This window comes from Bacillus sp. FSL R5-0397 (assembly GCF_038593395.1).
GTDB classification, from domain to species: Bacteria; Bacillota; Bacilli; order Bacillales; family Bacillaceae; genus Bacillus; species Bacillus altitudinis.
This window is the reverse complement of sequence record NZ_CP151992.1, coordinates 290,459-315,249: the sequence shown is the minus strand read 5'-3', so window position 1 is coordinate 315,249 and position 24,791 is coordinate 290,459. Positions and strand designations below refer to the sequence as shown.

At 41.0% G+C, this 24,791-nt stretch carries 24 protein-coding genes; 8 read left to right on the top strand and 16 right to left on the bottom strand.

Annotated elements, in window-relative coordinates; translation table 11 throughout:
- Positions 1 to 5: 5 nt before the first annotated feature.
- From NSQ70_RS01690 to NSQ70_RS01675, 4 genes are all read right to left on the bottom strand, one after another.
- Positions 6 to 785: a TerC family protein gene (locus tag NSQ70_RS01690; RefSeq protein ID WP_008342130.1), complete on the bottom strand. Its 780-nt coding sequence runs from the start codon at positions 783 to 785 to the stop codon at positions 6 to 8.
- A 140-nt stretch (positions 786 to 925) separates the two neighbouring features.
- Positions 926 to 1,504: a TerD family protein gene (locus NSQ70_RS01685; protein ID WP_268421041.1), complete on the bottom strand. Its 579-nt coding sequence runs from the start codon at positions 1,502 to 1,504 to the stop codon at positions 926 to 928.
- A 41-nt stretch (positions 1,505 to 1,545) separates the two neighbouring features.
- A complete protein-coding gene (locus NSQ70_RS01680) occupies positions 1,546 to 2,127 on the bottom strand; it encodes a TerD family protein (protein WP_008342133.1) in 582 nt (193 codons plus the stop codon).
- Positions 2,128 to 2,147: 20 nt separating this feature from the next.
- Positions 2,148 to 2,750 (bottom strand): TerD family protein, encoded by a 603-nt coding sequence (locus tag NSQ70_RS01675; protein ID WP_039166394.1) that lies wholly within the window; start codon positions 2,748 to 2,750, stop codon positions 2,148 to 2,150.
- 417 nt (positions 2,751 to 3,167) lie between these two features.
- Here NSQ70_RS01675 and NSQ70_RS01670 point away from each other — a divergent pair, with 417 nt between their 5' ends.
- Both NSQ70_RS01670 and NSQ70_RS01665 read left to right on the top strand, forming a co-directional pair.
- Positions 3,168 to 4,160, top strand: coding sequence for an LLM class flavin-dependent oxidoreductase (locus NSQ70_RS01670; RefSeq protein ID WP_340940493.1), 993 nt, complete (start codon positions 3,168 to 3,170; stop codon positions 4,158 to 4,160).
- Positions 4,161 to 4,373: 213 nt separating this feature from the next.
- Complete coding sequence (locus NSQ70_RS01665; RefSeq protein WP_017366554.1) at positions 4,374 to 5,414, top strand: acyltransferase family protein; 1,041 nt, start codon at positions 4,374 to 4,376, stop codon at positions 5,412 to 5,414.
- 19 nt (positions 5,415 to 5,433) lie between these two features.
- Here NSQ70_RS01665 and NSQ70_RS01660 read toward each other — a convergent pair whose 3' ends face one another.
- Both NSQ70_RS01660 and NSQ70_RS01655 read right to left on the bottom strand, forming a co-directional pair.
- Positions 5,434 to 6,216 (bottom strand): glucose 1-dehydrogenase, encoded by a 783-nt coding sequence (locus tag NSQ70_RS01660; RefSeq protein WP_017366553.1) that lies wholly within the window; start codon positions 6,214 to 6,216, stop codon positions 5,434 to 5,436.
- Positions 6,217 to 6,328: 112 nt separating this feature from the next.
- Complete coding sequence (locus NSQ70_RS01655; RefSeq protein ID WP_008342138.1) at positions 6,329 to 6,757, bottom strand: cell wall hydrolase; 429 nt, start codon at positions 6,755 to 6,757, stop codon at positions 6,329 to 6,331.
- Positions 6,758 to 7,296: 539 nt separating this feature from the next.
- Here NSQ70_RS01655 and NSQ70_RS01650 point away from each other — a divergent pair.
- On the top strand, positions 7,297 to 8,358 hold the full coding sequence (locus tag NSQ70_RS01650) for a DUF4352 domain-containing protein (RefSeq protein WP_024719008.1): 1,062 nt from the start codon (positions 7,297 to 7,299) through the stop codon (positions 8,356 to 8,358).
- A gap of 305 nt (positions 8,359 to 8,663) precedes the next feature.
- On the opposite strand, the gene NSQ70_RS01645 is transcribed toward NSQ70_RS01650, so the two are convergent.
- The 3 genes from NSQ70_RS01645 to NSQ70_RS01635 all read right to left on the bottom strand — a co-directional run bounded on the left by NSQ70_RS01645 (position 8,664) and on the right by NSQ70_RS01635 (position 11,043).
- Entirely contained in the window at positions 8,664 to 8,864 is a 201-nt protein-coding gene (locus NSQ70_RS01645) for a hypothetical protein (protein ID WP_234833527.1), read from the bottom strand.
- Positions 8,865 to 9,121: 257 nt separating this feature from the next.
- On the bottom strand, positions 9,122 to 10,303 hold the full coding sequence (locus NSQ70_RS01640; RefSeq protein WP_342502391.1) for an ABC transporter permease: 1,182 nt from the start codon (positions 10,301 to 10,303) through the stop codon (positions 9,122 to 9,124).
- On the bottom strand, positions 10,303 to 11,043 hold the full coding sequence (locus NSQ70_RS01635) for an ATP-binding cassette domain-containing protein (protein ID WP_041508193.1): 741 nt from the start codon (positions 11,041 to 11,043) through the stop codon (positions 10,303 to 10,305). The genes NSQ70_RS01640 and NSQ70_RS01635 overlap by 1 nt, the downstream gene beginning before the upstream one ends.
- 160 nt (positions 11,044 to 11,203) lie before the next feature.
- On the opposite strand from NSQ70_RS01635, the gene NSQ70_RS01630 reads away from it, so the two are divergent.
- Complete coding sequence (locus tag NSQ70_RS01630; RefSeq protein ID WP_024719011.1) at positions 11,204 to 11,905, top strand: LytTR family DNA-binding domain-containing protein; 702 nt, start codon at positions 11,204 to 11,206, stop codon at positions 11,903 to 11,905.
- Between the two features lie 11 nt (positions 11,906 to 11,916).
- The gene (locus NSQ70_RS01625; RefSeq protein ID WP_342502390.1) at positions 11,917 to 12,882 is read left to right on the top strand and encodes a GHKL domain-containing protein; all 966 of its coding nucleotides are present in this window, start codon (positions 11,917 to 11,919) and stop codon (positions 12,880 to 12,882) included.
- Positions 12,883 to 12,917: 35 nt separating this feature from the next.
- Here the strand turns inward: NSQ70_RS01625 and NSQ70_RS01620 are convergent, their stop codons facing one another.
- Positions 12,918 to 13,847 carry an aldo/keto reductase gene (locus NSQ70_RS01620; protein ID WP_061417810.1) on the bottom strand — a complete coding sequence of 310 codons (930 nt, stop codon included), beginning with the start codon at positions 13,845 to 13,847 and terminating at the stop codon, positions 12,918 to 12,920.
- 498 nt (positions 13,848 to 14,345) lie between these two features.
- On the opposite strand from NSQ70_RS01620, the gene NSQ70_RS01615 reads away from it, so the two are divergent.
- Positions 14,346 to 15,386 (top strand): DUF4352 domain-containing protein, encoded by a 1,041-nt coding sequence (locus NSQ70_RS01615; protein ID WP_008342147.1) that lies wholly within the window; start codon positions 14,346 to 14,348, stop codon positions 15,384 to 15,386.
- 48 nt (positions 15,387 to 15,434) lie between these two features.
- Here NSQ70_RS01615 and NSQ70_RS01610 read toward each other — a convergent pair whose 3' ends face one another.
- From NSQ70_RS01610 to NSQ70_RS01600, 3 genes are all read right to left on the bottom strand, one after another.
- A complete protein-coding gene (locus NSQ70_RS01610; RefSeq protein ID WP_125590023.1) occupies positions 15,435 to 16,526 on the bottom strand; it encodes an SEC-C metal-binding domain-containing protein in 1,092 nt (363 codons plus the stop codon).
- A gap of 193 nt (positions 16,527 to 16,719) precedes the next feature.
- Positions 16,720 to 17,658, bottom strand: coding sequence for a response regulator (locus NSQ70_RS01605; protein WP_024719015.1), 939 nt, complete (start codon positions 17,656 to 17,658; stop codon positions 16,720 to 16,722).
- 4 nt (positions 17,659 to 17,662) lie between these two features.
- Positions 17,663 to 18,949, bottom strand: a complete 1,287-nt coding sequence (locus NSQ70_RS01600; RefSeq protein ID WP_335352226.1) for a sensor histidine kinase — start codon at positions 18,947 to 18,949, stop codon at positions 17,663 to 17,665.
- A 517-nt stretch (positions 18,950 to 19,466) separates the two neighbouring features.
- On the opposite strand from NSQ70_RS01600, the gene NSQ70_RS01595 reads away from it, so the two are divergent.
- Together NSQ70_RS01595 and NSQ70_RS01590 are read left to right on the top strand one after the other, a co-directional pair.
- Positions 19,467 to 20,447 (top strand): glutaminase, encoded by a 981-nt coding sequence (locus tag NSQ70_RS01595; RefSeq protein WP_008342152.1) that lies wholly within the window; start codon positions 19,467 to 19,469, stop codon positions 20,445 to 20,447.
- Between the two features lie 33 nt (positions 20,448 to 20,480).
- On the top strand, positions 20,481 to 21,908 hold the full coding sequence (locus NSQ70_RS01590; RefSeq protein ID WP_047945837.1) for an alanine/glycine:cation symporter family protein: 1,428 nt from the start codon (positions 20,481 to 20,483) through the stop codon (positions 21,906 to 21,908).
- A gap of 39 nt (positions 21,909 to 21,947) precedes the next feature.
- On the opposite strand, the gene NSQ70_RS01585 is transcribed toward NSQ70_RS01590, so the two are convergent.
- The 3 genes from NSQ70_RS01585 to NSQ70_RS01575 all read right to left on the bottom strand — a co-directional run bounded on the left by NSQ70_RS01585 (position 21,948) and on the right by NSQ70_RS01575 (position 24,770).
- Positions 21,948 to 22,808 carry an alpha/beta hydrolase gene (locus NSQ70_RS01585; RefSeq protein ID WP_024719018.1) on the bottom strand — a complete coding sequence of 287 codons (861 nt, stop codon included), beginning with the start codon at positions 22,806 to 22,808 and terminating at the stop codon, positions 21,948 to 21,950.
- A 113-nt stretch (positions 22,809 to 22,921) separates the two neighbouring features.
- Entirely contained in the window at positions 22,922 to 23,287 is a 366-nt protein-coding gene (locus NSQ70_RS01580) for a VOC family protein (RefSeq protein ID WP_342502389.1), read from the bottom strand.
- Positions 23,288 to 23,387: 100 nt separating this feature from the next.
- Complete coding sequence (locus tag NSQ70_RS01575; protein WP_017358611.1) at positions 23,388 to 24,770, bottom strand: amino acid permease; 1,383 nt, start codon at positions 24,768 to 24,770, stop codon at positions 23,388 to 23,390.
- Between the last annotated feature and the right edge of the window lie 21 nt (positions 24,771 to 24,791).

Sequence of the window (24,791 nt, the reverse complement as noted above, 5' to 3'; positions counted from 1 at the left end):
TCGTCCTATTCTTCTTTTGAAGCCGCAGCTTCGTTTGTTACACCTTGATGCTTCTTCTTATTGATTTTATGAACAATAAACGTTCCGATAAACGCTAGGATAATAATCGCAAAGAATGCAAGATGCGGGATTTCAATATGAGCAGCACTTAAGCCCATTTTGATGGCAATAATTCCAATGAGAATAAATGCCGTATTCTCAAGCTCTGGTATACGGTCGATGAGCACAAGGAATAATTGTGCCACTGTACGCATCATGAGAATTCCAAGCATTCCACCTAAAAGAAGAATCCATACTTCCTCAGATACAGCAAATGCAGCAAGAATACTGTCTACCGAGAAGGCAAGGTCCATAATTTCTACAGAAATAACAGTTGCCCAGAAGACGCCAAATACACGAATCATCCAGCCTTCTTTTTTCAATTCCTTCGCTTCGTCATCTCCGTCACCTAACCAGAAGTGCTTAATGACCAGCCAAGCTAAGTATGCAGCGCCTAGTACCTTAATCCACCAAAACTTAATAAGCAGCATCCCTACGCCAATGAATAGAAAACGGAAGAAATAAGCGCCAATTAATCCGTAGGTTAATGCCTTTTTACGCTGCTTTTCAGGCAAATGTTTCACCATAACAGCTAATACAAGTGCGTTATCCGCTGACAACAAACCTTCAAGCACGACAAGGGTCCCAATAAGCCCCCAAGAGACAGGGTCTGTTAATACCTCTGCCCACATATGCCAATCAAAAAACGAAGCATACGTGTCCAACATATGTTTCAAAATGTCCAACTGGTTTTCCTCCTATAAGTGTAGAAGCATCAGCAGGCTTTCGCCTGCTGTTATTCTTGATCGCTGTTTCTTTCTCACTTTGGAAAATACCCTCATATGAGTCATTGGCAGCGCCTCTTGAATGAAGTTGTTTCTTCTCTTTACACTTCTAACCCATAATTTTGACAAAGAGCTGCAAGTCCGCCAGAGAATCCGCTTCCGATTGCGTTAAACTTCCAATCGCTGCCGTGTCTATATAGTTCGCATACGACGACAGCTGTTTCAATTGAGAAGTCCTCCCCTAAATCAAAACGAATCAATTCTTCCCCGCCCTCTTCATTTACAACACGAACAAATGCATTAGAGACTTGTCCAAAATTCTGGCTGCGCGCCTCTGCCTCATGAATCGTAACTGTAATTCCGATACGATCAATGTTAGCAGGAATTTTCGAGAAATCAACGAGAATTTGCTCGTCATCTCCATCTCCTTCACCCGTACGGTTATCACCGGTGTGAGTGACACTGCCGCTTGGATGCTGCAGATTATTATAGAACACAAAGTCTGTATCTTGTTGACAACGATTGTTTGCATCTACTAAGAAAGCCGAAGCGTCCAAATCAAATTCGGCTCCGCCTGAATATTTATTCGTATCCCAGCCAAGTCCGATCATCACTTTTGTCAGCCCTGGGTTGGTTTTCGTTAAATCGACACGTTGTCCTTTTGAAAGCTGAATCGCCATATTCGTATCTCTCCTATCTCCTGAAAATATGAAAACGGGCATTACCCGATATCTAAGCCGAAGTCTGTTGCAATGCGGGCAAGTCCGCCTTGATAGCCTGATCCAACAGCTGAAAATTTCCACTCTCCGCCGTGACGGTATAATTCACCTACAATAATCGCTGTTTCAATTGAAAAGTCTTCTGCCAAATCATAGCGAATGAGCTCTTCATTTGATGCCGCATTTAAAATACGGACGTAAGCGTTAGACACCTGTCCAAAGTTTTGGCTGCGTGCTTCTGCATCATGGATTGTAATGACGAAGGAGATTTTCTCAATACTTGCTGGTACAGTTGAAAGATCAACATTGACCTGCTCGTCATCTCCGTCTCCTTCACCTGTACGGTTATCGCCTGTATGTACGATACTTCCGCCACCGCCAGTTGTTTGATTGTAGAAGACAAAGTCAGATGGAGAGTTTGCTTTCCCTGCTGCATCTAAAAGGAATACGCTTGCGTCTAGATCAAAGTCATGTCCGCCATCATACTTGTTTACATCCCAGCCAAGACCTACGACTACTTTTGTTAAACCTGGATTCGTTTTTGTTAAATCAATTTTTTGACCTTTCGCTAAAGAAATTCCCACTAGGAACCTCTCCCTTCTAATTAAATGTAGTTTCTCGTAATATCGGCAAGCTTCGCATCGTTTGTACCATTTCCTACAGCTACAAACTTCCACTCATTCTCGTGGCGATAAAGCTCTCCAACGATTAATGATGTTTTACCTGCATATTCATCTTTCAAATTATATTTCACTAACTCTTGATTGTTTGAACGGTCAACAATTCGGATGTAAGCATTTTGAATCATACCAAAGTGTTGGTTTCTTCTAAGTGCATCATAAATGTTCACAACGAACACCAATTTATTCACATTGCCTGGCACCTTGCTTAAGTTGACGAGGACTTGTTCATCATCTCCGTCTCCTTCACCTGTCAGGTTGTCACCTGTATGCTCAACACTACCGCATTTGCTTTTCAAGTTACCAAAGTATATCAAATCTTTATTTTCAACAAACTTATCATTTTTCAGCATCAGCACTGAAGCGTCACAATCAATATCAGCGCCGCCTCCGCCGCCAAACAGCTTTCCAAAAAAACCGCCGCCTTGTGACACAGGGTCCCAGCCAAGTCCAACTAGAATATTGGTTAGTCCTGCTTTTCCTTTTGTTAAATCAATACGTTGACCTTTTTCTAATGTAATCGCCAAATCAATCACTCCTCCAGCATAATAAAAATCTATTTATTAAGCGATGGACCCTATTAAAATCATCATACATGAAAATTCGACAAAATTCATGAAATGACATTGGAGCCTCTTACTCTTTTTTCTATTTACTAGTATATACGATCTATGTATAAAAGAGGTTTCAATATGATGATATTTTTTTAAAGAAAGATCCATGACAAAAATGATTCATGTCGTAAAAGAAGTGTTTCATGTGAAACATTGTCGAATGTTCCCGTTACACAGCCTCTCGCTTAAAAACAGGGCGCGCATCCACTTCATATGTTGATATAGAAAATTCATGTACATAGCTGTGATAAACCCTTTCATTTCCTTCCGTTCATGACTTTCTTTATACTTATGAATAGAATTCAACGTATTGATGAAAGGGTGTTGATGATGCCATCACTTCATATATTAGATCAAGTCGCCATCCCTAAAGGCCAATCCGCACAAGAAACATTGGTTCATACGACAGAGCTGGCCAAGCTTGCGGAAACACTGGGGTATGAGCGATATTGGTTTGCTGAACACCACAGCACGAGAGGACTCGCGAGTACAGCGCCTGAAATATTAATGGCACATATTGCTTCACACACATCGACTTTGCGCACAGGTTCTGGGGGGATTTTACTCCCGCAATACAGCCCTTTTAAAGTAGCAGAAGTCACCCGCCAGCTTGAAGCCCTTTACCCTGGACGAATTGAGATTGGGGTTGGTAAATCCCCAGGCGGAATTGAACGGACGAGACTCGCTTTGACAGACGGCGTGAAGAAAGAACTATCTCAATTTGACCGCCAGCTGGAGGACCTTCTTTTTTACTTATCTGACAGCCTGCCTTCTGGTCATCGGCATGCAGGAGTGAAAGCGGCTCCGCTCGTTGATTCTTATCCGCCAGTCTGGTTGCTTGGACTCGGGGAAAACAGTGCCATCCAAGCGGCATCACTTGGAATCAACTATATTTTCGGACATTTTATTCATCCTGCACGAGGCCGGCAAGCTTTTGAAGCGTATCGGTCACACTTTTCTCCATCCGTTTTCTCACGTCAGCCTCAGTCTATGTTTGCTGTCTTTGTGATCTGCGCAGACACAGACGAGGAAGCAAGCCGCATTGCCACCAGTACAGATTTATGGCTACTTCGGGTTGAAAAAGGGCTGGACAGTCGCGTTCCTTCTATAGAAGAAGCAGAGAACTATCATTACACTGAGCAAGAAAAGAAAAAATTGTTACAAAACCGCCAGCGAATGATTGTTGGCTCAAAGCAAACAGTGAAAGAACAGCTACAAATCTTAATGGACCGCTATCAAACGGACGAGATCATGATATTAAACAATTCATTTGATCCAATGGAAAAACAGCGTTCCTTTGAACGAATCGCAGAACTATTTTGAAGCCAATCTTTCATTGGCTTCTTTTTTTACATTGTTATAAAAAATGGGAAATGTAACATCGAGATGTCAAAAAGCTTCCTTCTGTCATCTGATCGCAAATGTGTCTTCTAATCGTTAGCGAACTGTAAACGCATGGTAGGTGTACCTTTTATATAGTAGAGGTACATATGAAGTAACGGTTTACAATGCTGAGAAGGAAGGAGATGACTGGCCTTGAATAAGCGACTCGACTGGGTGGATGCGGCTAAAGGAATCGGCATTCTGCTCGTCGTTATGGCACATGTACCCATTCCTGATTCATTCAAGCAATTTATATATTCTTTTCATATGCCACTCTTCTTTTTACTATCAGGTATGATGTTTCGATCATCCTCACAACCTGCTATGTCATTTATACAGAAAAAAGCAAAAAGCTTGCTCTTACCTTATCTCTATTTCTCCATTATTACGTACGTTTTCTGGTTCACGGTAACCCGATTTTTCGCCTTTAAGGGGCAAACAGATATTGATCCCTTCGTTCCTTTTACAGGGATTTTCATTTCAAATGCCGATGAAGCAAGACTGACGCATAACCCAGCCATCTGGTTTTTAACGACGCTCTTTTTAGTGGAAATGTTGTTTTTCTTGATGCATCGTCTGACAAAAGGAAAACCAGCTGTATTGATTTTACTGACCGTCCTTTGCGGCGGAGCCGGATATGCTTCCACGCTATTGTTAAACCAGAGTCTCCCTTGGAATGCCAACGTTGCGTTAACGGCTGTTGTGTTTTATTCAATCGGATTTTTAGCAAAACAATGGTTTGTGGAATTAAAAACAGATCCTACCCTTCTGTTATGTACAGGTCTGCTTGTACTGACTGCATATATGCAAAGCTTTAATTCACGAATTGATATGCGGGTCAATGACTATGGGGATCTATTCATTTTTTATGCTTGTGCACTGCTCGGTTCAGCTGCTGTTATTTATTTAAGCTTCAAATTGAAAACGTCCACGATATTGACGTATCTCGGACGTCATTCCATTGTGATTCTCGTCCTGCAATTTGCCGGTATCGATATCATGAAGGCATTTGTTTATTACGGACTAGGCATCAATATCTCTGATACAACGCAGCTTTCTTGGACGCTCTTTTATACGATCGGTACATTGCTGCTCATGGTGCCATGTATCTCTTTCTTGAGCAAGTATCCTATGCTGCTCGGCAAACCAGCAAAGTCAGCACACCGCTACAAAGAAAAAACATCCGCCGGCTAATGGGGCGGATGTTTTTCTATTATTCATCATTTAATTGAGATGGATAAAGTGTCATTCCTCCATCAACAAATAATGTAGTACCTGTAATATAGGCCGCTTCTTTCGATACGAGAAATGCAGCGGCGGATCCAATCTCCTTTGGATCGCCAAACGTTCTCATTGGAATTTTCTCAAGCTGCTTTTGTTTTTTCTGTTCATCTTGAAGGTCGTCATTTGATTCCGTTGCCATTGTACCTGGTGCAATCGCATTGACCCGAATACCCGCTTCGGCATAATCAAGAGCCAGCGTCTTCGTCATCATATTCATTCCTCCTTTAGAAGTAGAGTAATGAACATTGAACGGACGCGGGATCTCTTGATGGACACTGGATATATTCAAGATTGATCCTTTCACATCATGCTCCATCATATAGGCAATCGCTGCCTTTGCTCCTAAAAATGAGCCTGTGATATTCACATCAATGACCTTTTGCCATTGTTCCAACGTCATTTCATGCGGCATTGCTTCTTCACCATTAAATCCCGAATTATTGACGAACACATCTAGTGCGTTAAAATTCTCCAGCGCGGCATCCATTAACGCCTGAATTCCTTCCTCTTTGGAGACATCTGCGTGTACTTTCACCGCCCTACCTCCATGCTGTTGAATGGCTTGTACTGTTTCTTCAGCACCCTCTTCATCACCTTTATAATTCACAACCACGTTCATTTGTTCTTGTCCAAATCTCAAGGCGATGGCTTGTCCAATTCCTTTAGAAGAACCTGTCACAATGGCTGTTTTCCCTTTTAAATCTTGATACATCTTCATTTCCTCCAATCACGTGCTTCATCTTGTTGATACACAATGGTTACCCATTTTGAAAAAAAGAAAAACACAATCCTCTTGAATACAAAGGATTGTGCTGTTCATCAAGCTAAAAGGTGTTATAAACATTCTCACATGTTTCAGCTGTGGGCTGGTAAAAGCAATGTGATTTATACCTTGCCACAAACGGCTGATTGTACCAAGTGGATGGACAATTTCCAGGCGGTTTGAAATACCAAAGACTGAATTTCGCAGGCCAAAATCGTTCACCATTAATGTTCCTCCGTGCAAGTGTCTTTTCACTTTCTCGTGCTCGCTGATAAAAATAGCCATGCGTGACTGCCTCAAACGCATGCTCCTGATAAATCATTTGTGGAATCGTACGCAGCCCTTTAAAGTCAGAACAGTTGGCACGCAAACGATTGATGCCTACATTTCCTACAAGCAGCATCCCTTGTTTCCCTTCACCTTCCGCTTCGGCTCTCAGCAGTCTGGCCATTAAATCAATATCAGAGCTTGTCGCTCTTACCACTGCCATACATCCACCTCCCATTCATTTCTCTTTTATTTTATGTAGGGTTTCTGTGTAGATGACTGCCATTTTGAAGGGAAAAGACACATTCCGTGTCGAGAGCCTGTCTAAATACCTCAACATTTCGCTGGACAAGTGTCTCTGTGTCAACAACACACAAACCTAGTGATCATACACATCACAGGAAAAAATATTCATTACTAACGACTCATTTACAAGTCATAAAAATCCTTCTATTTGCTACATCTTCTTCAAAAACAGTCATTTGAACCTATTCAATAATCCGACTCAAAACCTTAAAATATAAAATGTTGAGTTTTTACAGGAGATTTCAAACAATAAAATACACATTTCTCCTCTCAACATAGTGTCATTTTTACTACTTGAAGTGGATGAACCTTTCGAACGCACTGAGGTATTGACAGTACTTTCGCTTCATTCTACAGTAAAAAACATACAGTATTTTTCTTTTTGTGCAAAAAGAACGATATGAACTAAAGCTTTCCAATGAAATTCACCATAAAACCCGAGGAGGAAAACATCTCATGTTTAAAAAGAAATTATCCCTGTTTCTTCTGATTTTGTGTGTAACTGTTGTCGCTGCTGCTTGTAGTGGTGGAAAAGACAAAACTGCTGCGAAAGAAAGCGATACAAAAAAATCTCTTGATGCAGCTGAAGTAAAAGTAGAAAGTGCTGAGTACACTTTACCACCTCAATACGATACATCTGTTCAGGATGATCAATATGTCCTAAAAGTGAATGTATCTGTAAAAAACATCAGCAAAGAACCATTGAATGTGGATAAAAGCAACTTTACGCTTTACCAAGATGACGCTCAGGTGTCTACCATCTCTCCTGATGACTACAACGAAGTATTATCTTCAAGCTCTCTAAATGCAGGTAAAGTATCAAAAGGTGGTCTTTTCTTTGTGGTTGATAAAGAAAAAGACTATCAATTGGTTTACACAGAGCCTGGTACTGGATCGAAAAAAGATGACAAAACACTAGAATTCGATATTAAAGGAAAAGACTTGATGAAAAAGGCAGATACACTTCAAGCGTCTGCAAAAGCCCTTTCTTCTTATATTGATGTCATGATCTTTGGTAAGAAAAATGACGATTTCGAAAAACTAACAGGTGATAACAAATCAACTGTCGTAAACGAATTTGATAAATCATTCAAACAAGGCTACATTTCTTCTTCTGGTATTTCATCTAGCTCAGCAAAAGACGAAAACCTTGATAAGCTTCTAAAAGCTGTGAAAGAAACATTAGCTGAAAAATCAAAAGTATCAACGAAAACAAAATCAATCAGCGGTGATAAAGCTGTCGTGACTGTGACACTTACACCAATTGATGCAAGCCCGCTTGTCGATCGTTTAAAAGAAAAAGCAACTGAATTCTACAGCAAAAACCGTACAGCATCTTATGATGATGCACAGAAATATCTACTTTCTATCTATCCAGATGAATTTAAAAAATTAGGACCATCATCTTCTGAAGAAACAGTAGAAGTGAACATGAAGAAAAACGATATCGACCAATGGAAACTTGATTTGAACGACTACAAAACAAGCTCATTGGTTGAAAAGTTCATCAAGAACTAAAGAAAACCCCCGGTTCCCGGGGGTTTTCTTTAGTCTTTTTTTGATTGATGTCTATATTTGATTCCGACATACAAGCAAGTAAGGAAGAAAATGGTGACCCACACCCACAAGACATTCACCATCAATATTGTGGTGGCTACTACGATCAAAATTGTGAGATCTAGTTTTTTTTCTAGTTTTTTATGGGTGAGAACAAAAATGATTAGTAGAAAAGCGATGAAACAGGTGATTCCATAACTGAAAGCTGCGGGCAATTTTCGCACCTCCTTATTGTAAGGCGTATACTGACAAAAGGATACAATATACTATGAAGATGAATTCCCCTTTTCAGCATCATATCCTTTTATGATGTCAATCGGATCAACTGCATCATCTTCTTGTATGTATTCCTCTACATAAGGAGTGATTAATTTCTCGAACCTTTGCTCATCGCCTTCATAGTCAGATTGGAATAAATGTGCAACAGAACTACCTGTTTCTAAAGCTCTATCAATTGCATTTCTCAATTCTATCAGCCCTTTTTTATTCCCTAAAATGAAAGCTTCAAAATGATGTGTTTGCTGAGCATATATATTCTAATTGATCACTCATATACAAAACCCCTTTTAAGTAAAATGAAGTCAATTTTACATGACTGAGCATTTTTATTCTATCACCTCATTCACATTGTGATCCCTTTTTTATCACTCACTTAAATATACAAAACAAAAAACTTGTAGAAAAAATCTACAAGTTCTTCATTTCTATCAATGAAATGTTCTTTCTATTTCGCAAGCATCCATTTCTCTTTCATAAACAAACTTCTCACGATGACAAACAAGATCATCACTGTCAGCGCCGAGGAGCCGAGCGTCAGGGCAATTGACATTGGGTCAACGATGCCAAACATCAATTGCTTACATAGTGCATGAATATTAAGGAATGGGATCGCAAAGTAATACGTATCTAGCTGCGTAGCGCCTGCTCTCATGGTAAAAAACATCGGAATCACACCTAGTGTAATGATCATGGACATGTACGATTGTGCTTCTTTCACTGAGCTTGAAACGACACTGAGCAGCAGTTCAATCATGGATACCATGATTGAGAAAATAATTAATGCCGCAAACATAACACCGATGATGCTCCACACTTGATCTCCGAAGTTCAGCGCTTGTTTCAGTTTTTCTGTAAAGAGCAATGTAGAGAGCAGCAGCATACCAATCGCCACAATGCCACTTAATATACCAAACATAGAAACAGCTAGCCATTTTCCAATTAAAAGCTGAAGTCTGCTGGCCGGTGTCAGGAATAAAGCTTCAATTGACTTTCTATCCTTTTCACCTGCTACGATATCAAGCGCAGCTGGCAAAGCACCTGAGATCACAGAGGTCACTAAAATCATTGGAAGAAGAATCGACAGCAGCATGGTGGTCACCCCGTTTTCTCCATCCCCGTCCTCTCCTTCTTGCACATCAACCGATTGTACCTCAAACGGATGAATCACTGACGATTTGATCTGATCCTGTGCCAAACGCTTTTCTACGACTTGATTTTGATATTGCTCCAGCAACGATTGCAGCATTTGAACCGCAATCACTGAATCATCATCTGTTGGATACCCATGGACTTTAATGGCAAACGATGTTTGATGCTGAAGCATATCGCCTGCATCTTTTGGCATTTCTAGATAAGCATTTGCCTCACCGTCTTTAACGGCTTGCTGCGGGTCATCAAATGTTTCAAGTTTCAGGTTTTTCACTTCTTTGATCATGTCATTCATATCGGACGGAAGCTTTTCATTGATTGCGACTGTGTACGTTTTATCGCCTGGATCAGCGATCATGCTTTCGTAGAAAAACACGAGTCCGAGCATCGTCAAAAGAGGGATCAACACTGTTAAGAGCAACGTTTTCCTATCTCTGAGCGAATCTGTCATTTCTTTTAAAAAGACGGTTTTCCACATTATGCATTCCCCCTTGCGAGCTTCGACATAAAGATGTAATTCAAGTCTTCACTTTGTTCCTGTGCATATAATTCTGGAAGCGTTCCTTTGTACACGAGCTCCCCTTGATGTATCATCATGACACTGTCACAAAGCAGGCTGACTTCTTCCATGATGTGGCTTGAAAATAGAATCGTTTTATTTTGCTGTTTCAACTGATGAATAAACTCTCTGAAAATATTACTCGATGTGATATCTAAACCTGTTGTCGGTTCGTCAAACAAAATAATGTCAGGGTCATGAATCAATGTTCTGGCAATCGCCACCTTTTGCTTCATCCCTCTTGAAAATCCTTTTACCTTGCGATCCATGTACTGCCTCATCCCGAATCGCTTTGCCAAATCCTCAATTCTTGCTTTGATTTCATGCTGATCTAAGCCATATAATTTCCCAAAGTATTCAAGGTTTTCACGAGCCGTCAAACGGTCATAAAGTCCCGTCTCACCGCCAAATAAGACCCCAATTCGCTTCTTCACTTCAGTTGCTTCTTTGACTGTATCAAAGCCTGCGACAGTGACTGATCCGTGCGTAGGTTCTAATAATGTGGCAACGGCGCGTAGTAATGTGGTTTTCCCCGCTCCATTTTCTCCTAAGATGCCGACGACTTCTCCTTCCTTCACGGAGAATGTCATATGTTTCATCGCCTTTACGACTTTTTTCTTATCTGTAAACCAGCAACTACAATCGCTGAGAGTAATCATTTGGTTCGCCCCTTTCGACTATCTACGTCTATGATAGAAAAAATACCGCCTGTCTGACATAAAAATGTCGCGAAACGTCCTTTTTCTGTCTTGAAATGATCCATTTTAAAAAACAAATGGTAAAATAGACAAATAATAAGAAGAGTCATAGGTGATTTTTATGATAAAAGTAGGTCTTGTCGATGATTACCGAGTGGATTTAGAAAAGCTGCATGCCATTGTCGGCAGAATGGATGCTGTTGACATCGTTTTTGTGACGCAGTCAGCGGAGGATGCATATGAGAAGGTCAAACAGGGCGACATTGATCTATTGTTTGCAGACATTGAGATGCCTGGCATGTCAGGCTATGAATTAGCAGACCTTATTCACTCTCATGCACTGAATGTGGATGTTGTATTTGTGACGGGAAACAGTGGGTATGCTGTCCATGCCTTTGATTTGAATGTCCATGATTATATTATGAAGCCTTATCAAGCTGATCGAATCGCCAAATCCTTAGAGCGCTACATGTCCACCAAGCAGGAGAAAAGCATTCACGGACGGCTTCTCATCAAGCAGCAATCAAATATCCATGTACTGCAAAAAAAGGATGTCATCTTTGTTGAACGTACTGGCAGGTCGACGACCATTGTCACAACAACAGGAGATATTCAAACATACCAAACTCTCAACGAGTTAAAAGGTGATTTAGCTGAGAAAGACTTTATCCGCTCCCACCGCTCGTTTATCATCAATATTCATTACATTAAGAACTTTTCGGCGTATGCCAAAAATTCATTTATCGTGTCTTTTGAAGGGACTGATAAAAAAGCCATGATGACGAAGCAGCAATTAGAATACTTTAAGAAATACTACTTTTAAGGAGAACGAACGTGAACGCTTTCTATCTTGGATTTCGCATATATACGCTCATCTGGCTCGGTCTTGCAGTTCAAGCTGCTGCTAAAGCTGTTCTGCCTTTGTCATCAAGCATGGTGTGGCTTCTGACCTTTTGCATCTTGTGCCTTTACACCTTTTTCATTTACAAAAGGTTTTGGCTAGGTATGAGTGGTTACGTGATATTAGGCGCTTTTGTGCTCATCACCTGTTCAGGCATTTCACTTTTTCTCACGCACGGAAATGGACTAAGCCATCTTTTAACTGTCATCATCATTTTGACAGCCGATCTCCTTTCCTTCAAGGTGATGCAAACGGAGCAACGATTAAATGGACGGCTTCAAGAGCTGATTCATGCTGAGTCGAGGACCAATGACTTGCTGCTTGAGCTGCGAAGTAAACACCATGAAACAGCTAGACATTTAAATGCCTTTTCCGCATCGAATGACGAGCATGAGATCAAAGATTTGATTCAGCAATACGTGAAACATTTCCCTTGGATCAAAGGGGAAAATGCTTATTTGGCCTCCACCCTTCATTCCTTTTTCCAGCGGGCTGAAAAAGAGGAGATTGCCCTTTCACTAGATCTTCAAGCACCCTTTTCTTCTCTTCCTTTTTCTAAGGCGGATCAGGTGAGTTTTACTGGCAACCTGCTTGATAACGCATTAGATGCCGCCATTGAAGCGAAGCAAGCTGGGAACGAGGGAAACATCTCGATCACGACTTCCATCCGGAGCGGGCTCTTTTTGATTCATTGTGAAAACAGTACTAAGGGCATGGAAAAACACGTATTAGATCATCTGTTCAAGACGTTTGGCCGCTCGACAAAAGGCGGTGATCATCAAGGTATGGGTACTTATATCATTCATCAGCTTGTTGAAAAGGCAGACGGCACGCTTGATTTTACGTATCGTTCTCCAAACCTGAGGCTCGTAATCAAGATTCCTCTCACAATGGCATAAAAAATAAGGTGCTACTTGGCACCTTATTTTTTATATTATGAAAAGATCTGATCGATTTCGTTGATTTCTTCTTTTGTTAATTGAACATCGTTTGTTTTCAAGTTTTGTAAGACTTGCTCGGCTCGTTTTGCACCAGGAATAATGGCATCAATGCCATCCTGCGCCAACAGCCACGCCAGCGCTACATGGGCTGTTTCGGCATGTTTTGATTGCGCAATGGTCTTCAGTTTGTCTACTTTTTCGAGGTTTTGAAGGAAAGCATCGCCTTGGAAAAGCGGGTCCTTTGCTCGAATATCATCAAATGTCGCATCCTTTGTAAACTTCCCAGTCAACAGGCCTGACGCCAATGGAAAATAAGGGATAAAGGAAATCCCATGCTCCACGCAGTATGGGAGAAGGTCTTGCTCGGCCTGACGTTTCAGCAGAGAATACTCTGATTGAAGCACGTCTAGGTGTCCATCTCGATTAAAGGTTTGAAGCTGTTCAAAATCAAGGTTTGATGCCCCAATTGCCCGGATTTTCCCCTCATCCTTCAATTCCTTTAAAGTACCTGCCACTTCATCCAGCGGCGTGCGGCCGTCTGGGAAATGCATATAGTACAAATCAATATAATCGGTTTGCAACCTCTTCAGGCTGTCTTCGACCTGCTGTCTTAAGAAATCACGGCTATTGTCCAGTTCGATTTGTCCGTTTACTTCTTTATGAGCCCCTTTTGTCGCAAGAACCAGTTCGTCTCTGCCGCCTCTTTTGGCAATGATCTCACCAATCAATTCTTCTGAACGGCCCAGCCCATAAATAAAAGCAGAATCTAAGAAATTGACACCATGATCAAGAGCAGTTTCTACTAGCTCCCGCCCTGCATCTTCACTCAGATTCGGGAATAAATTATGGCCACCTACTGCATTTGTTCCAAGCCCTATCGGATTCACCTGTAAATCAGTTCGTCCAAGCGTTACTTTTTTCAAAAGCTCATCCCCCTTATCTGCTTAATCATCCTTATTTTCCCATGAATCATTTTCAACATTCAAGTATTCTGCTCTCTGAAAATCAATCTGGAGGTGGACGCTTTGAAAGAAAAAGATTCGTATGATGAAGATATACTTAAACGAAAAGCTTTGCGATGTGAATCCTAACACATCTTTTAAAATGAAAACTACCTCTGTTTCAAGATTTTTATACACAAAACATTTAAAACTCATGATAAATAGATAAATTAATTCTTATTAACTAGTATATTTTACTTATTAAATTCCGTTTTTTATAGGTATTTGTGTAAAAATCTATCAAAGATAGGGAATACAACCTATTCCTCATCACGAATGAAATTCGATAGAATGAATAGTGCAAATCGTCATTAGGAGATTTTCCCCTTTAACACCCGAATATACCATTCTATCTGTTTCTTTTTTCTCAGTCAGATAGCGGGAAGAAAATGACGAAAGAAAAGCAAAGGAGCATCAACTGTGAATCTTAAAAAAATAAGTGCACTCCTCATGATTTCATTCGTGATGATCATCTCTGCAGCCTGCCAGAGCTCAGCAAAATCAACAAAGGCTGACCAAAAATCAACAAAAACAGCAGAGGTAAAAGTGAATAGCTACGAATATACGTTACCAGAAGACTCAACAACTACCTTGCGAGACAATGAATTGGTGTTAAAAGTCAACCTGACGATCACCAACAAAGGTGACAAAGCCCTTTCACTATATAACTCTGATTTCACCCTTTATCAGGACGATGCCAAAGTCTCTGATTTAAAATTCTACGGCAGTAAAGACCGCCTTGATCTTGGGTCATTGAACAAAGGGAAATCACTATCAGGAGCTCTTTATTTCCTAGTAGATAAAGGAAAAAAATATCAGTTCGTGTACCAAGATAGCATCAAGAAAAACAGCGATTCGATCGAAATTGAACTAGATGGCGAAAAGATACTGGATACAGCGAAAAAGCTAGATAACCCAGCAAAAGCACTATCTGCTTATACAGATCTCATTGTTTTTGACAAAAAGAATGATCAATTCTCAGAATTAACAGGTGACAATCAATCAGATGTCGTTAATAAATATCACGAAATGTTTGTGAAAGACTTTAAGAGAAGTGCAGGCATATATGGAAACGAAGTCAGTGACCGCGATATTTTATCCATGTACAAACGCATGCAAAATACAATGAAGGATAAAGCGAAAGTGGAAACAAGTGTGAAAACCATCTCAGATGACGAAGCGAAGGTTGTCGCTCAAGTAACCGGTATTGATGCTTCTAACTTAAAAGACAAACTAGACAAACAAAGAGATGAGTTTTACAACGGCAAAATCCGTTCGAAAGAAGAATTGTATAAGAAAAGCTTGAATATGTACGCATCTGAGTTTGAAAAGCTTCCTCCAGTCTCAAGCCCTGCTGAGTATGAAGTGAAAATGAAACGTAACGGAGATGGTCAGTGGAAAATTGACCTCAATGATTATAATACAGAGCAATACATGAGTGGTTTTATTAAAACAAGATGATGAAAAAAAGACGCTGGCTCCTTGAAAGGTACCGCGTCTTTTTTCATGCTATGATACAGTCGTCTCTTGCTCTTCTTTGACCGCTTTTTCAATATCTTTAAATCGGCTCGATACAGTAGACGCACTAATGCCATACTTTTTAGCAATTTGTGCTTGAGAAAGCGGGGCATCGCTTGCAAGTGAATGAATATAATATTCGATTCCTGCAGCAAATGACGCCGCTTTACGGATCACAGGTGCTTTCTGATCACAGTAAGCTTTCCAAACGGTTAAAGCGCCATCTGTCAGGCTTTGGTCACCGTGCTCTTTCATCCCGTCTTCAATCAGCTTGGCTGTTTCCAGCTGAACGTCACTAGCCCAGTCCATCCGATCTGCTGATAGTCCTACTGTACTTCCTTCTGTTTGAGCAGGCGCTTCTGTTTCTTCAACTTCTTGCTTCGCAAACATACACTTCAGCACTTCAGGGAAGGCTTCTCTCATAAATGTACTACGTGCTCCTCCGTTTGCCTCATGTGCTTCAACGAGCTGGCGAACCTGAAGAAGAAGCGTATCAGTAAACTCTTTCGCGAACATCGTATATTGAATGAAAAACTCTGCTTTTTCTTCAAACTGAACAGGGAAACCTAGAACAAGACTACCTTTCTCTGGCAGCACGGTTTGATCCGGCTTCACATCAACTTCAACCTTCTCAGCTGTCACCATATTCTCAAAGTAAAGAGACTCGTCCGTTTTTTCATTTAATAAAAGCAAAGATGGCTCCATGTCTGTCCAAGATTCAACCACTTGTCTTGTTTTAGGACGGGTAATATCTTCTGCTTTTTTTGTCAGGAATTCTTGGAAGATAGTCTCTTTCTTATCTGTTAATGGGCGGAAGAAAATGCCCCATACACTCAAATGAAAGACTGAGATTTGTTGCGTTTCTTTATCCATATCTGCTAGGAAAGAAAACTCATTAATGAATTGATTGATCGCTCTCTGATGCTTAGAGAACGCATAATTCATTAAATCCTTTTGAACTTGTACAGCTTCCTTAAACACAAGCTCAGACGTTTGTTCTCCGCCTGACTTTTGACCACAGCAATGTTTATATTTTTTTCCGCTTCCGCATGGGCAGAGCGCATTTCGTTTAATTTTTCCCAAAATAAAACCTCCGACATTCTAGTCTAACCTCACTATTTTAACAAACGATTGCACAGGAGAGTTTTATTTTCAAGAAAAAAGAAAAATCAGAATGATCAGATAAATAACAAAGACGTCTAAAAGAGCAAGGCGACTCATAGTCAAAAGCACTCTGTCTCTGTTTATTTTCTCCAATCATTCCAATAGATTTCCCTCAGCTCATCCCTTCGAATAGCTGCTTTGCTTCAAAATAAAAGATTTGCACGAACTTTTTCGTATTGACTCTGCCTGTTGACCCTGCAGATGAAGAAGTCTTCTGCATTTCTTTCATCCTTTGGCTGACATCAGTGAAATCAAAAAACTTCGACGCATAGTGCTCAAATTTAGGATTTGAAAAATCTGTGAGCCCAAGTGATGCGAAATGATTTAAAGAATGATGGATGGCTCGTCTAATTCGCTGCTCTGCTGCTTTCACTTCCCGCATCACTTCCACATCCGCCGCACCACGACCAAGCTTTCGTTCCGCCGTTTTGATAAATAGCTGCTTTAATGGCGGAAAATTCACCTCATGAGAATTGGCTGTCTGCGTTTCATGTAAGTAGATCAATATCTCTAGTAAATCCTTAGAGCCACTCTCTCCGACAATTCCTAATTCAGATAGGAGGAATTCCCCTGCCTCTTTCATCGTTCTTCGCTTTGATCCAGTACCTGTCTCATGAGAAATCACTGGCTCTAATGGCAGCACATGCCGAAGAGAAGCTTGAATATCGTAAATTGATTTTTCGAGCTTGATCCGCTCCATGACCTTTCGAATGACACTGACAATCTCAATTCGATTGACGGGTTTATGAATATAATATTCAATTCCAAGTTCATAGGCTTCTGCCATCATCTCTTTTGCTTCTACTTGAGATATCATGATGACCTTGCCTTTGAATTCAGGGTGAATATGACGTATGGTTTGAATGCCGTCTCTAGCTGGCATTAAAAGATCAATCAGAAGGATGTCTACTTTTTTCAGGTTCAATGAATGCGCTTCTAATCCAATGCCGTCATCAGCTTCATCCACGACCTCTCCTAGATCCTCATCCTCAATGATCTGACCTAAAATCGAGCGTATTGCACGATCATCATCTGCAATGAAAAATCGCATACACTCACCCTCTCTGTATTAAATTTTTTATCGGAAGGACAAGCAGAAAAGCTGTTCCTTTCGTTTCTTTCTGCTCAATCTGGATTTGACCGTCCAGCTCTTGAACCAGCTCTCTCACATAGGATAAGCCAATCCCAGTTGACGGTGTTCCATATGCATCAAATTTTGAGGTATATCCAGGATCAAATACAATCTCTCTCAATTTCTCAGGAATACCCGGTCCATCATCCTCAACCCGAATCTCTATTTTATCATGACTGCCTTTTAATACGAGTGAGATGGCTCCATCATCCTTGATTGCTTCAACTGCATTTGCCATTAAATTATTAATCAGCGATAAGAAAATGAACACATGATACTCATGCAAGTGAATGCCTTTTATATTAGATGTAAAGGAAATGTTCTTCCCGAGAGATAGCGCATATTTCTCTTGAATGCGAATCACGATTTGAACAAGATCCTCTGCCCTCATATAATCTTGCATATTTTCCTTTGAAATCAGCTTTGAAAGCCCAGCGTAAATACGCTGATTGTCCTTTTTAACTTCATGTATTTCCCCTGCAAGCTTCAGCAGCTCCTGACTCACTTTCTTTCCTGCCTCATGTTCATTCAGCAGACGATAGAGCCGATAGGATTCTTGCGTTATGTGCTCTGTATGATTTAACGTTTTCTTTAAATGAACTGTTTCCTCATATAAATTTGAAATGACCATCATCATATGCTCATTTTGCTTCATGATTTGTTTCTCTCTTGATTGTGCCTCATACAGCCTCATCATATTAAAAAAGCTGATGACCACGAAGCTGTGAGCAAATGCAATGAGGATCATATCACTCAGCTTTGAGAAAGTCATGGTTGTATCAAACACTAAAAATTGTACAAACAGCTCAACAAAATCAGCAAGCAGTTCAATCATCAGTCCGATCAGCCCAATAAAAATGGAACGCTGCTTGAAACGTCCTGTACGGACAACAAAGAAAAGAAAAGCATAAGTAAAGTAAAAAAAGAAGCTCGGAAACTGCTGATAAAATGACAGAGCCAGATCAGCTTTTTGCTGAATAAGATCTAAACCTACCCGAAATAGGACAATGGCTGCGCCTGTTAAAAACCCTGGCAGCAATGGTCTTGATTTTCTTAAAAGTAATAAGCAAAAGAAAAACGCAGGTGCCCCAAAACTAATACGAAATGTTTCATTCACAGGATAAAACTTCAGCTCTCCCGCAAGCGGCACAATGACGATCATAAAAATCAAAATAAATGCGTCTTTTTTGACAAGCTGGTTTAAACTCAAATGACTGACATCCCTTCCCCTGTTTACATAGCCACAGTATACAAGGAGACTCTTTGCTTCACAATGAGCAAAAAAATTATTTTCACGGCTACTTCTCTCTTCAAAATCATTTTTTATGACTATTCTCCGAGAAGGCATGGTGACCTTTCAGCTATTCTACGATTTGGAGATTGTCTACAATAATGGGAATTGTTTAGACAATTACATGCAGACTGATTTTTATTTGTAAGTTTTTCTGTAGATTTTCGTCAGATTGTGTAGTTTCCAAGATAAATTGAATGAACAATTTTAGTGAAACTATATGTAAGCGTTTTCTGAATTTTCACTAAAAACCCTTTTTGTTGTTTCGCCGCCAAAGCCTTCATTTGAACATATATTTAGGTGTAAAGGAGTGGTACAAGCAGCGCATGACAAGTTCTTTGAAGATGTGTAACATGTTTTCGTGCCTATTTGATCGCATTTTTTGTCATCCGCCAATTCAATAGGGTACTTTTTGATTTTTGATTGGAGGAATCGTATGAAAACAGCAATTTCTAATAATACACAACACGCATGCCAGTCTTCTGTTGATCAATGGGCAGAAGAAATACGTCCGTATTACAAAAACGGGCAGAACGCTGGCTACATTCCAGCACTCGGAAAAGTAAATTCCTCTCAACTTGGTATCAGCGTGATAGGCCCAGATGGATCATCTGTACGTTATGGTGATTGGGACGTTCCCTTTACCCTGCAAAGTATCTCAAAAGTCATCAGCTTTATAGCTGCCTGTTTAGGAAGAGGCGTTCCGTACGTCTTGGATCGGGTAGATGTAGAGCCAACTGGTGATGCATTTAATTCCATCTACCGCCTTGAGATGCATAAACCAGGGAAGCCCTTTAATCCAATGATTAATGCTGGAGCTATTACCGTATCCTCCATCCTTCCTGGAAAGACTTCTACAGAAAAGCTAGCATATATTTTCGATTTAATCGAAAACTTAATAGGGAAGCGTCCTTCTGTTAATGAAGAGGTTTATCAATCAGAATGGGCAACTGCACACCGCAACCGGGCACTTGCTTATTATTTAAAAGAAACCAATTACTTAGAATCAGATGTCGAGGACACGTTAGAAGTGTATTTAAAGCAATGTTCCATTGAGGTCACAACAGAGGACATCGCCTTGATTGGACTGATTATTTCAAGTGATGGCTACCATCCCTTTAAACAAGTCCAAGTCATCCCAAAAGATATCGCAAGACTAACAAAGGCATTGATGCTGACATGCGGCATGTACAATGCGTCTGGTAATTTTGCTGCATTCGTAGGTGTTCCAGCCAAAAGTGGTGTGTCTGGAGGAATCATGGCTTGCGTTCCGCCAAGCGCAAGAAGAGAATTCCCATTTCAGACAGGCTGCGGGATCGGCATTTATGGTCCTGCCATTGACGATTGTGGAAATAGTATTACCGGTGTCATGATGCTGAAGAAACTCGCCAAAGAGTGGGATCTCAGTATTTTTTAAAAAGAACAGTGATGAATTCGAAGAGGTGATGTTATGAACGAAAAAGCTTTGCTATCTTATTTAACAACTACAAATGATTTTATTTGGACTTATCTTGTCATTGCTCTGTTACTTGGAGTAGGGGTCTACTTCACATATAGATCACGCTTCCTGCAAGTCAGAATGCTGAAAGAAATGCTGCGTGTTCTAAAAGAAGGAAGAAAAGAAAAAGAGGGAATCTCACCGTTCCAAGCATTTGCCATCAGTATGGCAGCACGTGTCGGAACAGGGAATATCACAGGGATTGCCATCGCTATTGCGATCGGTGGACCTGGTGCAATCTTCTGGATGTGGATCGTCGCGATTATCGGTTCTGCCTCAAGCTTTGTTGAAAGTACATTAGCTCAGGTGTATAAAGTAAAAGATAAAACAGGATTCCGCGGGGGACCTGCTTATTACATGGAAAAAGGGTTAAACAAGCGCTGGATGGGGATTTTATTTGCCATTCTGATCACGATCTCTTTTGGGATTGTCTTTAACGCAGTGCAATCAAATACCATCACCGTTGCTTTTCAAAACTCTTTTGGTCTAGATCGCCTAACTGTCGGCATCATTATGGCTGTTATTTTTGCCGCCATTATTTTTAAAGGTATCCAAGCGATTGCAAAAGCATCTGAATATATTGTCGTTGTCCTTGCCGTTGCTTACATCGGGATTGCTTTCTTTGTGATTGTCACAAATATTACTGAACTGCCAGGTGTCATCAGTACGATTGTGAAGCATGCTTTCGGATTTGAACAGTTTGCCGGCGGTACACTAGGTGGAGCATTGTTACAAGGGATTAAACGCGGTCTCTTCTCAAACGAAGCCGGTATGGGTAGTGCACCTAACGCAGCAGCAACTGCTGTCACGAGCCACCCAGTCAAACAAGGATTAATCCAAGCATTTGGTGTATTAACAGATACGTTAATTATTTGTACAAGTACAGCCTTTCTTGTCTTGTTCTCTGATGCGTATAAAACAACCAACCTGCAAGGAATTGAGTTAACTCAGGCTTCATTAAGTCAGCACATTGGCCCTTGGGCTTCTGGATTCCTAGCCATTATGATTTTCTTATTCGCTTTTAGTACGTTAATTGGTAACTATTACTATGGTGAAACGAACATTGAGTTCTTGGGAGCGAATAAAATTTGGCTCAACATCTATCGTGTTGCTGTCATTGGCATGGTTCTTTTCGGAGCTGTTGCGACTGTTCCTCTCGTTTGGGGTCTAGCCGACTTATTCATGGGTCTCATGGTCATCGTCAACCTCATTGCCATTACCATGTTGTCCAAAGTCGCCTTTGCAGCACTGAAGGATTACATGAGACAGAAAAAAGAAGGCAAAGATCCTGTTTTCTATAAAAACGCCGTTCCGAACAATGAACAGATTGAATGCTGGGACGACGAACCGGTTTCCTTGAAAAAGAATCAAATTGGGTAAAACAAAAAAGCTCTGGTCTTCTGATCAGAGCTTTTTCCTTTATGCTAAAAATTCGAGAATGAGCTTATTCACGACATCTGGTTTCTCATGATTGATCCAATGAGTGGCATCATCGACAAAAATCAGCTGTCCATTTGGGCAAATCTTGATCGTTTCTTTTGCGAGCTTTCTGCTTAGAAACTTGTCCTCCATTCCCCAGATCATGCGGACAGGCACGAGAATTCGTTTGGAAATCGGTTTTTCAAAGCCGCCTTTTTTAATACCTCGATACCAATTCAACATGGACGTAATGGCTCCCGGCTGCGTCCATGCCAGCTTATAGCTTGAGACATCTTCCTTCGTGAACAAATGAGGTCTAGCAGACAGTCCAATGGCTTCATCCAGTCTTTGAAAGTGATTTTCTTGAAGGGCTGCCTCTGGTACATTTGGAAGCTGAAAGAACGCGATATAAGAGCTCTTCTTCCACTGCGGCGGATAAAACGGAAGGACCTTCATCATCACACGAGGATGCGGCATGTTGACGATGATTAATTTCTCTACATATTGAGAACGGGTTGAAGCAAGGTGCCAAGCAACCGCTCCGCCCCAATCATGTCCGCCGACAATAGCCTTTTGATTTGGGCTCAGCGCCTTAATTAATCCCACGATATCATCTCTTAATTTGTCTAAGACGTATGATTCGACTCCTTCCGGTTTGTCACTCAGATGGTATCCCCTTTGATCAGGAACAACGACACGATACCCCGCCTCAGCCAGGGGGAGGATTTGATTTTTCCAACCATACCAAAACTCAGGAAATCCATGCAGCAGAACCAGCAGTGGGCCATCTTCAGGACCAGCCATTGCCGTATGGAGCTTTATGCCGTTTGTTTGAATATATTGAAACTCAACTTGATCCATTCCTTTTCCACCCTTTCCCCATGTCTTATCATTCTTCCAACATAGCATATTTTCCATTTTTCAGAAAATAAAAACACTCACAAAAAAACCTTCACAAGGGTGAAGGTCTTTATTTATTTCATATAATTCAGCACCCATATCAGCCCATTCTTCCGATCTTGTACTTGTCCATGAAGTGCGCCAAAAAACGTATCCTGTAATTCCACAAGGACATCTCCGTCAGCTTCAAGCGCCTCGTATACAGCCTTTAACTCTTCCTCATTGTCAAACTGCATGATCAATCGAAGATTCTTCGGTTTTGGTGTGCGGCCAAATGTATCTGAAAAGTGGAGCAGTGATTCTCCAAGGTGCAGCTCAGCATGCAATACACGGTCTTGATGTTCATTTAAGATACGAATATCTCCGCCAAAAATTCCTTGATAATATTGAAGAGATTCTTTGACGTCTTCTACAACAATATAAGGACTAACGCTGATCATTTCCCTCATCCTCCTCTTGTTCCGTTCATTATCTCTTATATAGCTTATCCCAAATCGTATGAAAAAAGGCACAAATCGTCAACGGATTTGCACCTTTTTCTCAAGCAGATTTCGCTAATTCACTGTGTTTGTTAGAATACGCTGCGTACATGACGACACCGATCATCAGCCAAACCCCGAAGTACAGCCATGTCCGGCCTGGTAAATTGAGCATCAGAAACACACAACAGCCCATCGAGATAATTGGCAAAACCGGTACAAACGGAACCCGGAATCCCCTTTCCAGCTGTTTATGTGTCTTTCTCAAAATGAGTACGGATAAACTCACCATCGCAAACGTTAATAATGCACCAATATTGGCTAGGTTGGACAGATCCTTCAAATCAATAAACCCTGAAATAACAGCTGTCATCCCGCCAATCACCCATATACTCGCAACAGGTGTATCACTTTTGTTTGTTTTTGAAAACACTTTAGGCAAGAGCCCGTCCCGCCCCATCGCAAAAGCAATTCGAGTTGCCGCATAATTATTGGCGAAAATCACAGCCATCAATCCAATCACAGCACCGACAGAAATAATACCAGCCACGCTATGTTGATGGACACTTTGCAATACATAAGACATTGCCTCTGTCACATTCAACTTCGTATAGTGCACCATGCCTGTCATGACCAAACAAACGACAATATAAATGATCGTACAAATGAGCAATGAACCAATGATACCAATTGGCAGGTTCCGCTGTGGATTTTTCACCTCTTCTGCAGAAGCCGAAATAGCATCGAATCCTAAAAAGGCAAAAAACACAGCAGCGGCTCCAGCAATAATCCCTTCCGTACCAAACGGCATGAACGGCTGCCAATTGGCTGGCTCTACATAAAAACCACCTACTACAATGAAAAGAACAATAATGCCAAGTTTCACAAACACCATGATATTATTGAATTTTTTACTTTCTTTCGTTCCTCTAGATAGGATCCACGCAATGAGTAAAGCAATGATAATTGCTGGCAAATTCATATATCCGCCTTGTTCTGGACCAGCTAAAAATTGATGTGGAATTGAGATTCCAAACCCCTCCAGCAGGCTGTTAAAATAACTCGACCAGCCACTCGCTACAGCTGAAGCAGTCAGCATATAAACAGATAATAACGTCCATCCCATGAGATGACCTACGAGTTCACCCATTGTGGTATATGAATAAATGTACGCACTGCCGAACACAGGCAGCGCGGAAGCCATTTCTGCATAACAAAGTGCTGCTAAACTGCACACAATCGCTGCGATCGCAAAGGAGAAAATAACAGCCGGTCCTGCATCCTTAGCTGCTGTAATTCCGGTTAACACCATGACCCCCGTCCCAATCACAGCCCCTATGCCCAGGAGCGTGAGATCGAGCCCGCCCAGTGTTTTCTTTACCTTTTGCTGTCTGCTCTGTTCTAACAAATCGTGAATGTGTTTCTTACGAAGTATATGTCGCAAACCCTTTCCCTCCAAAACGTT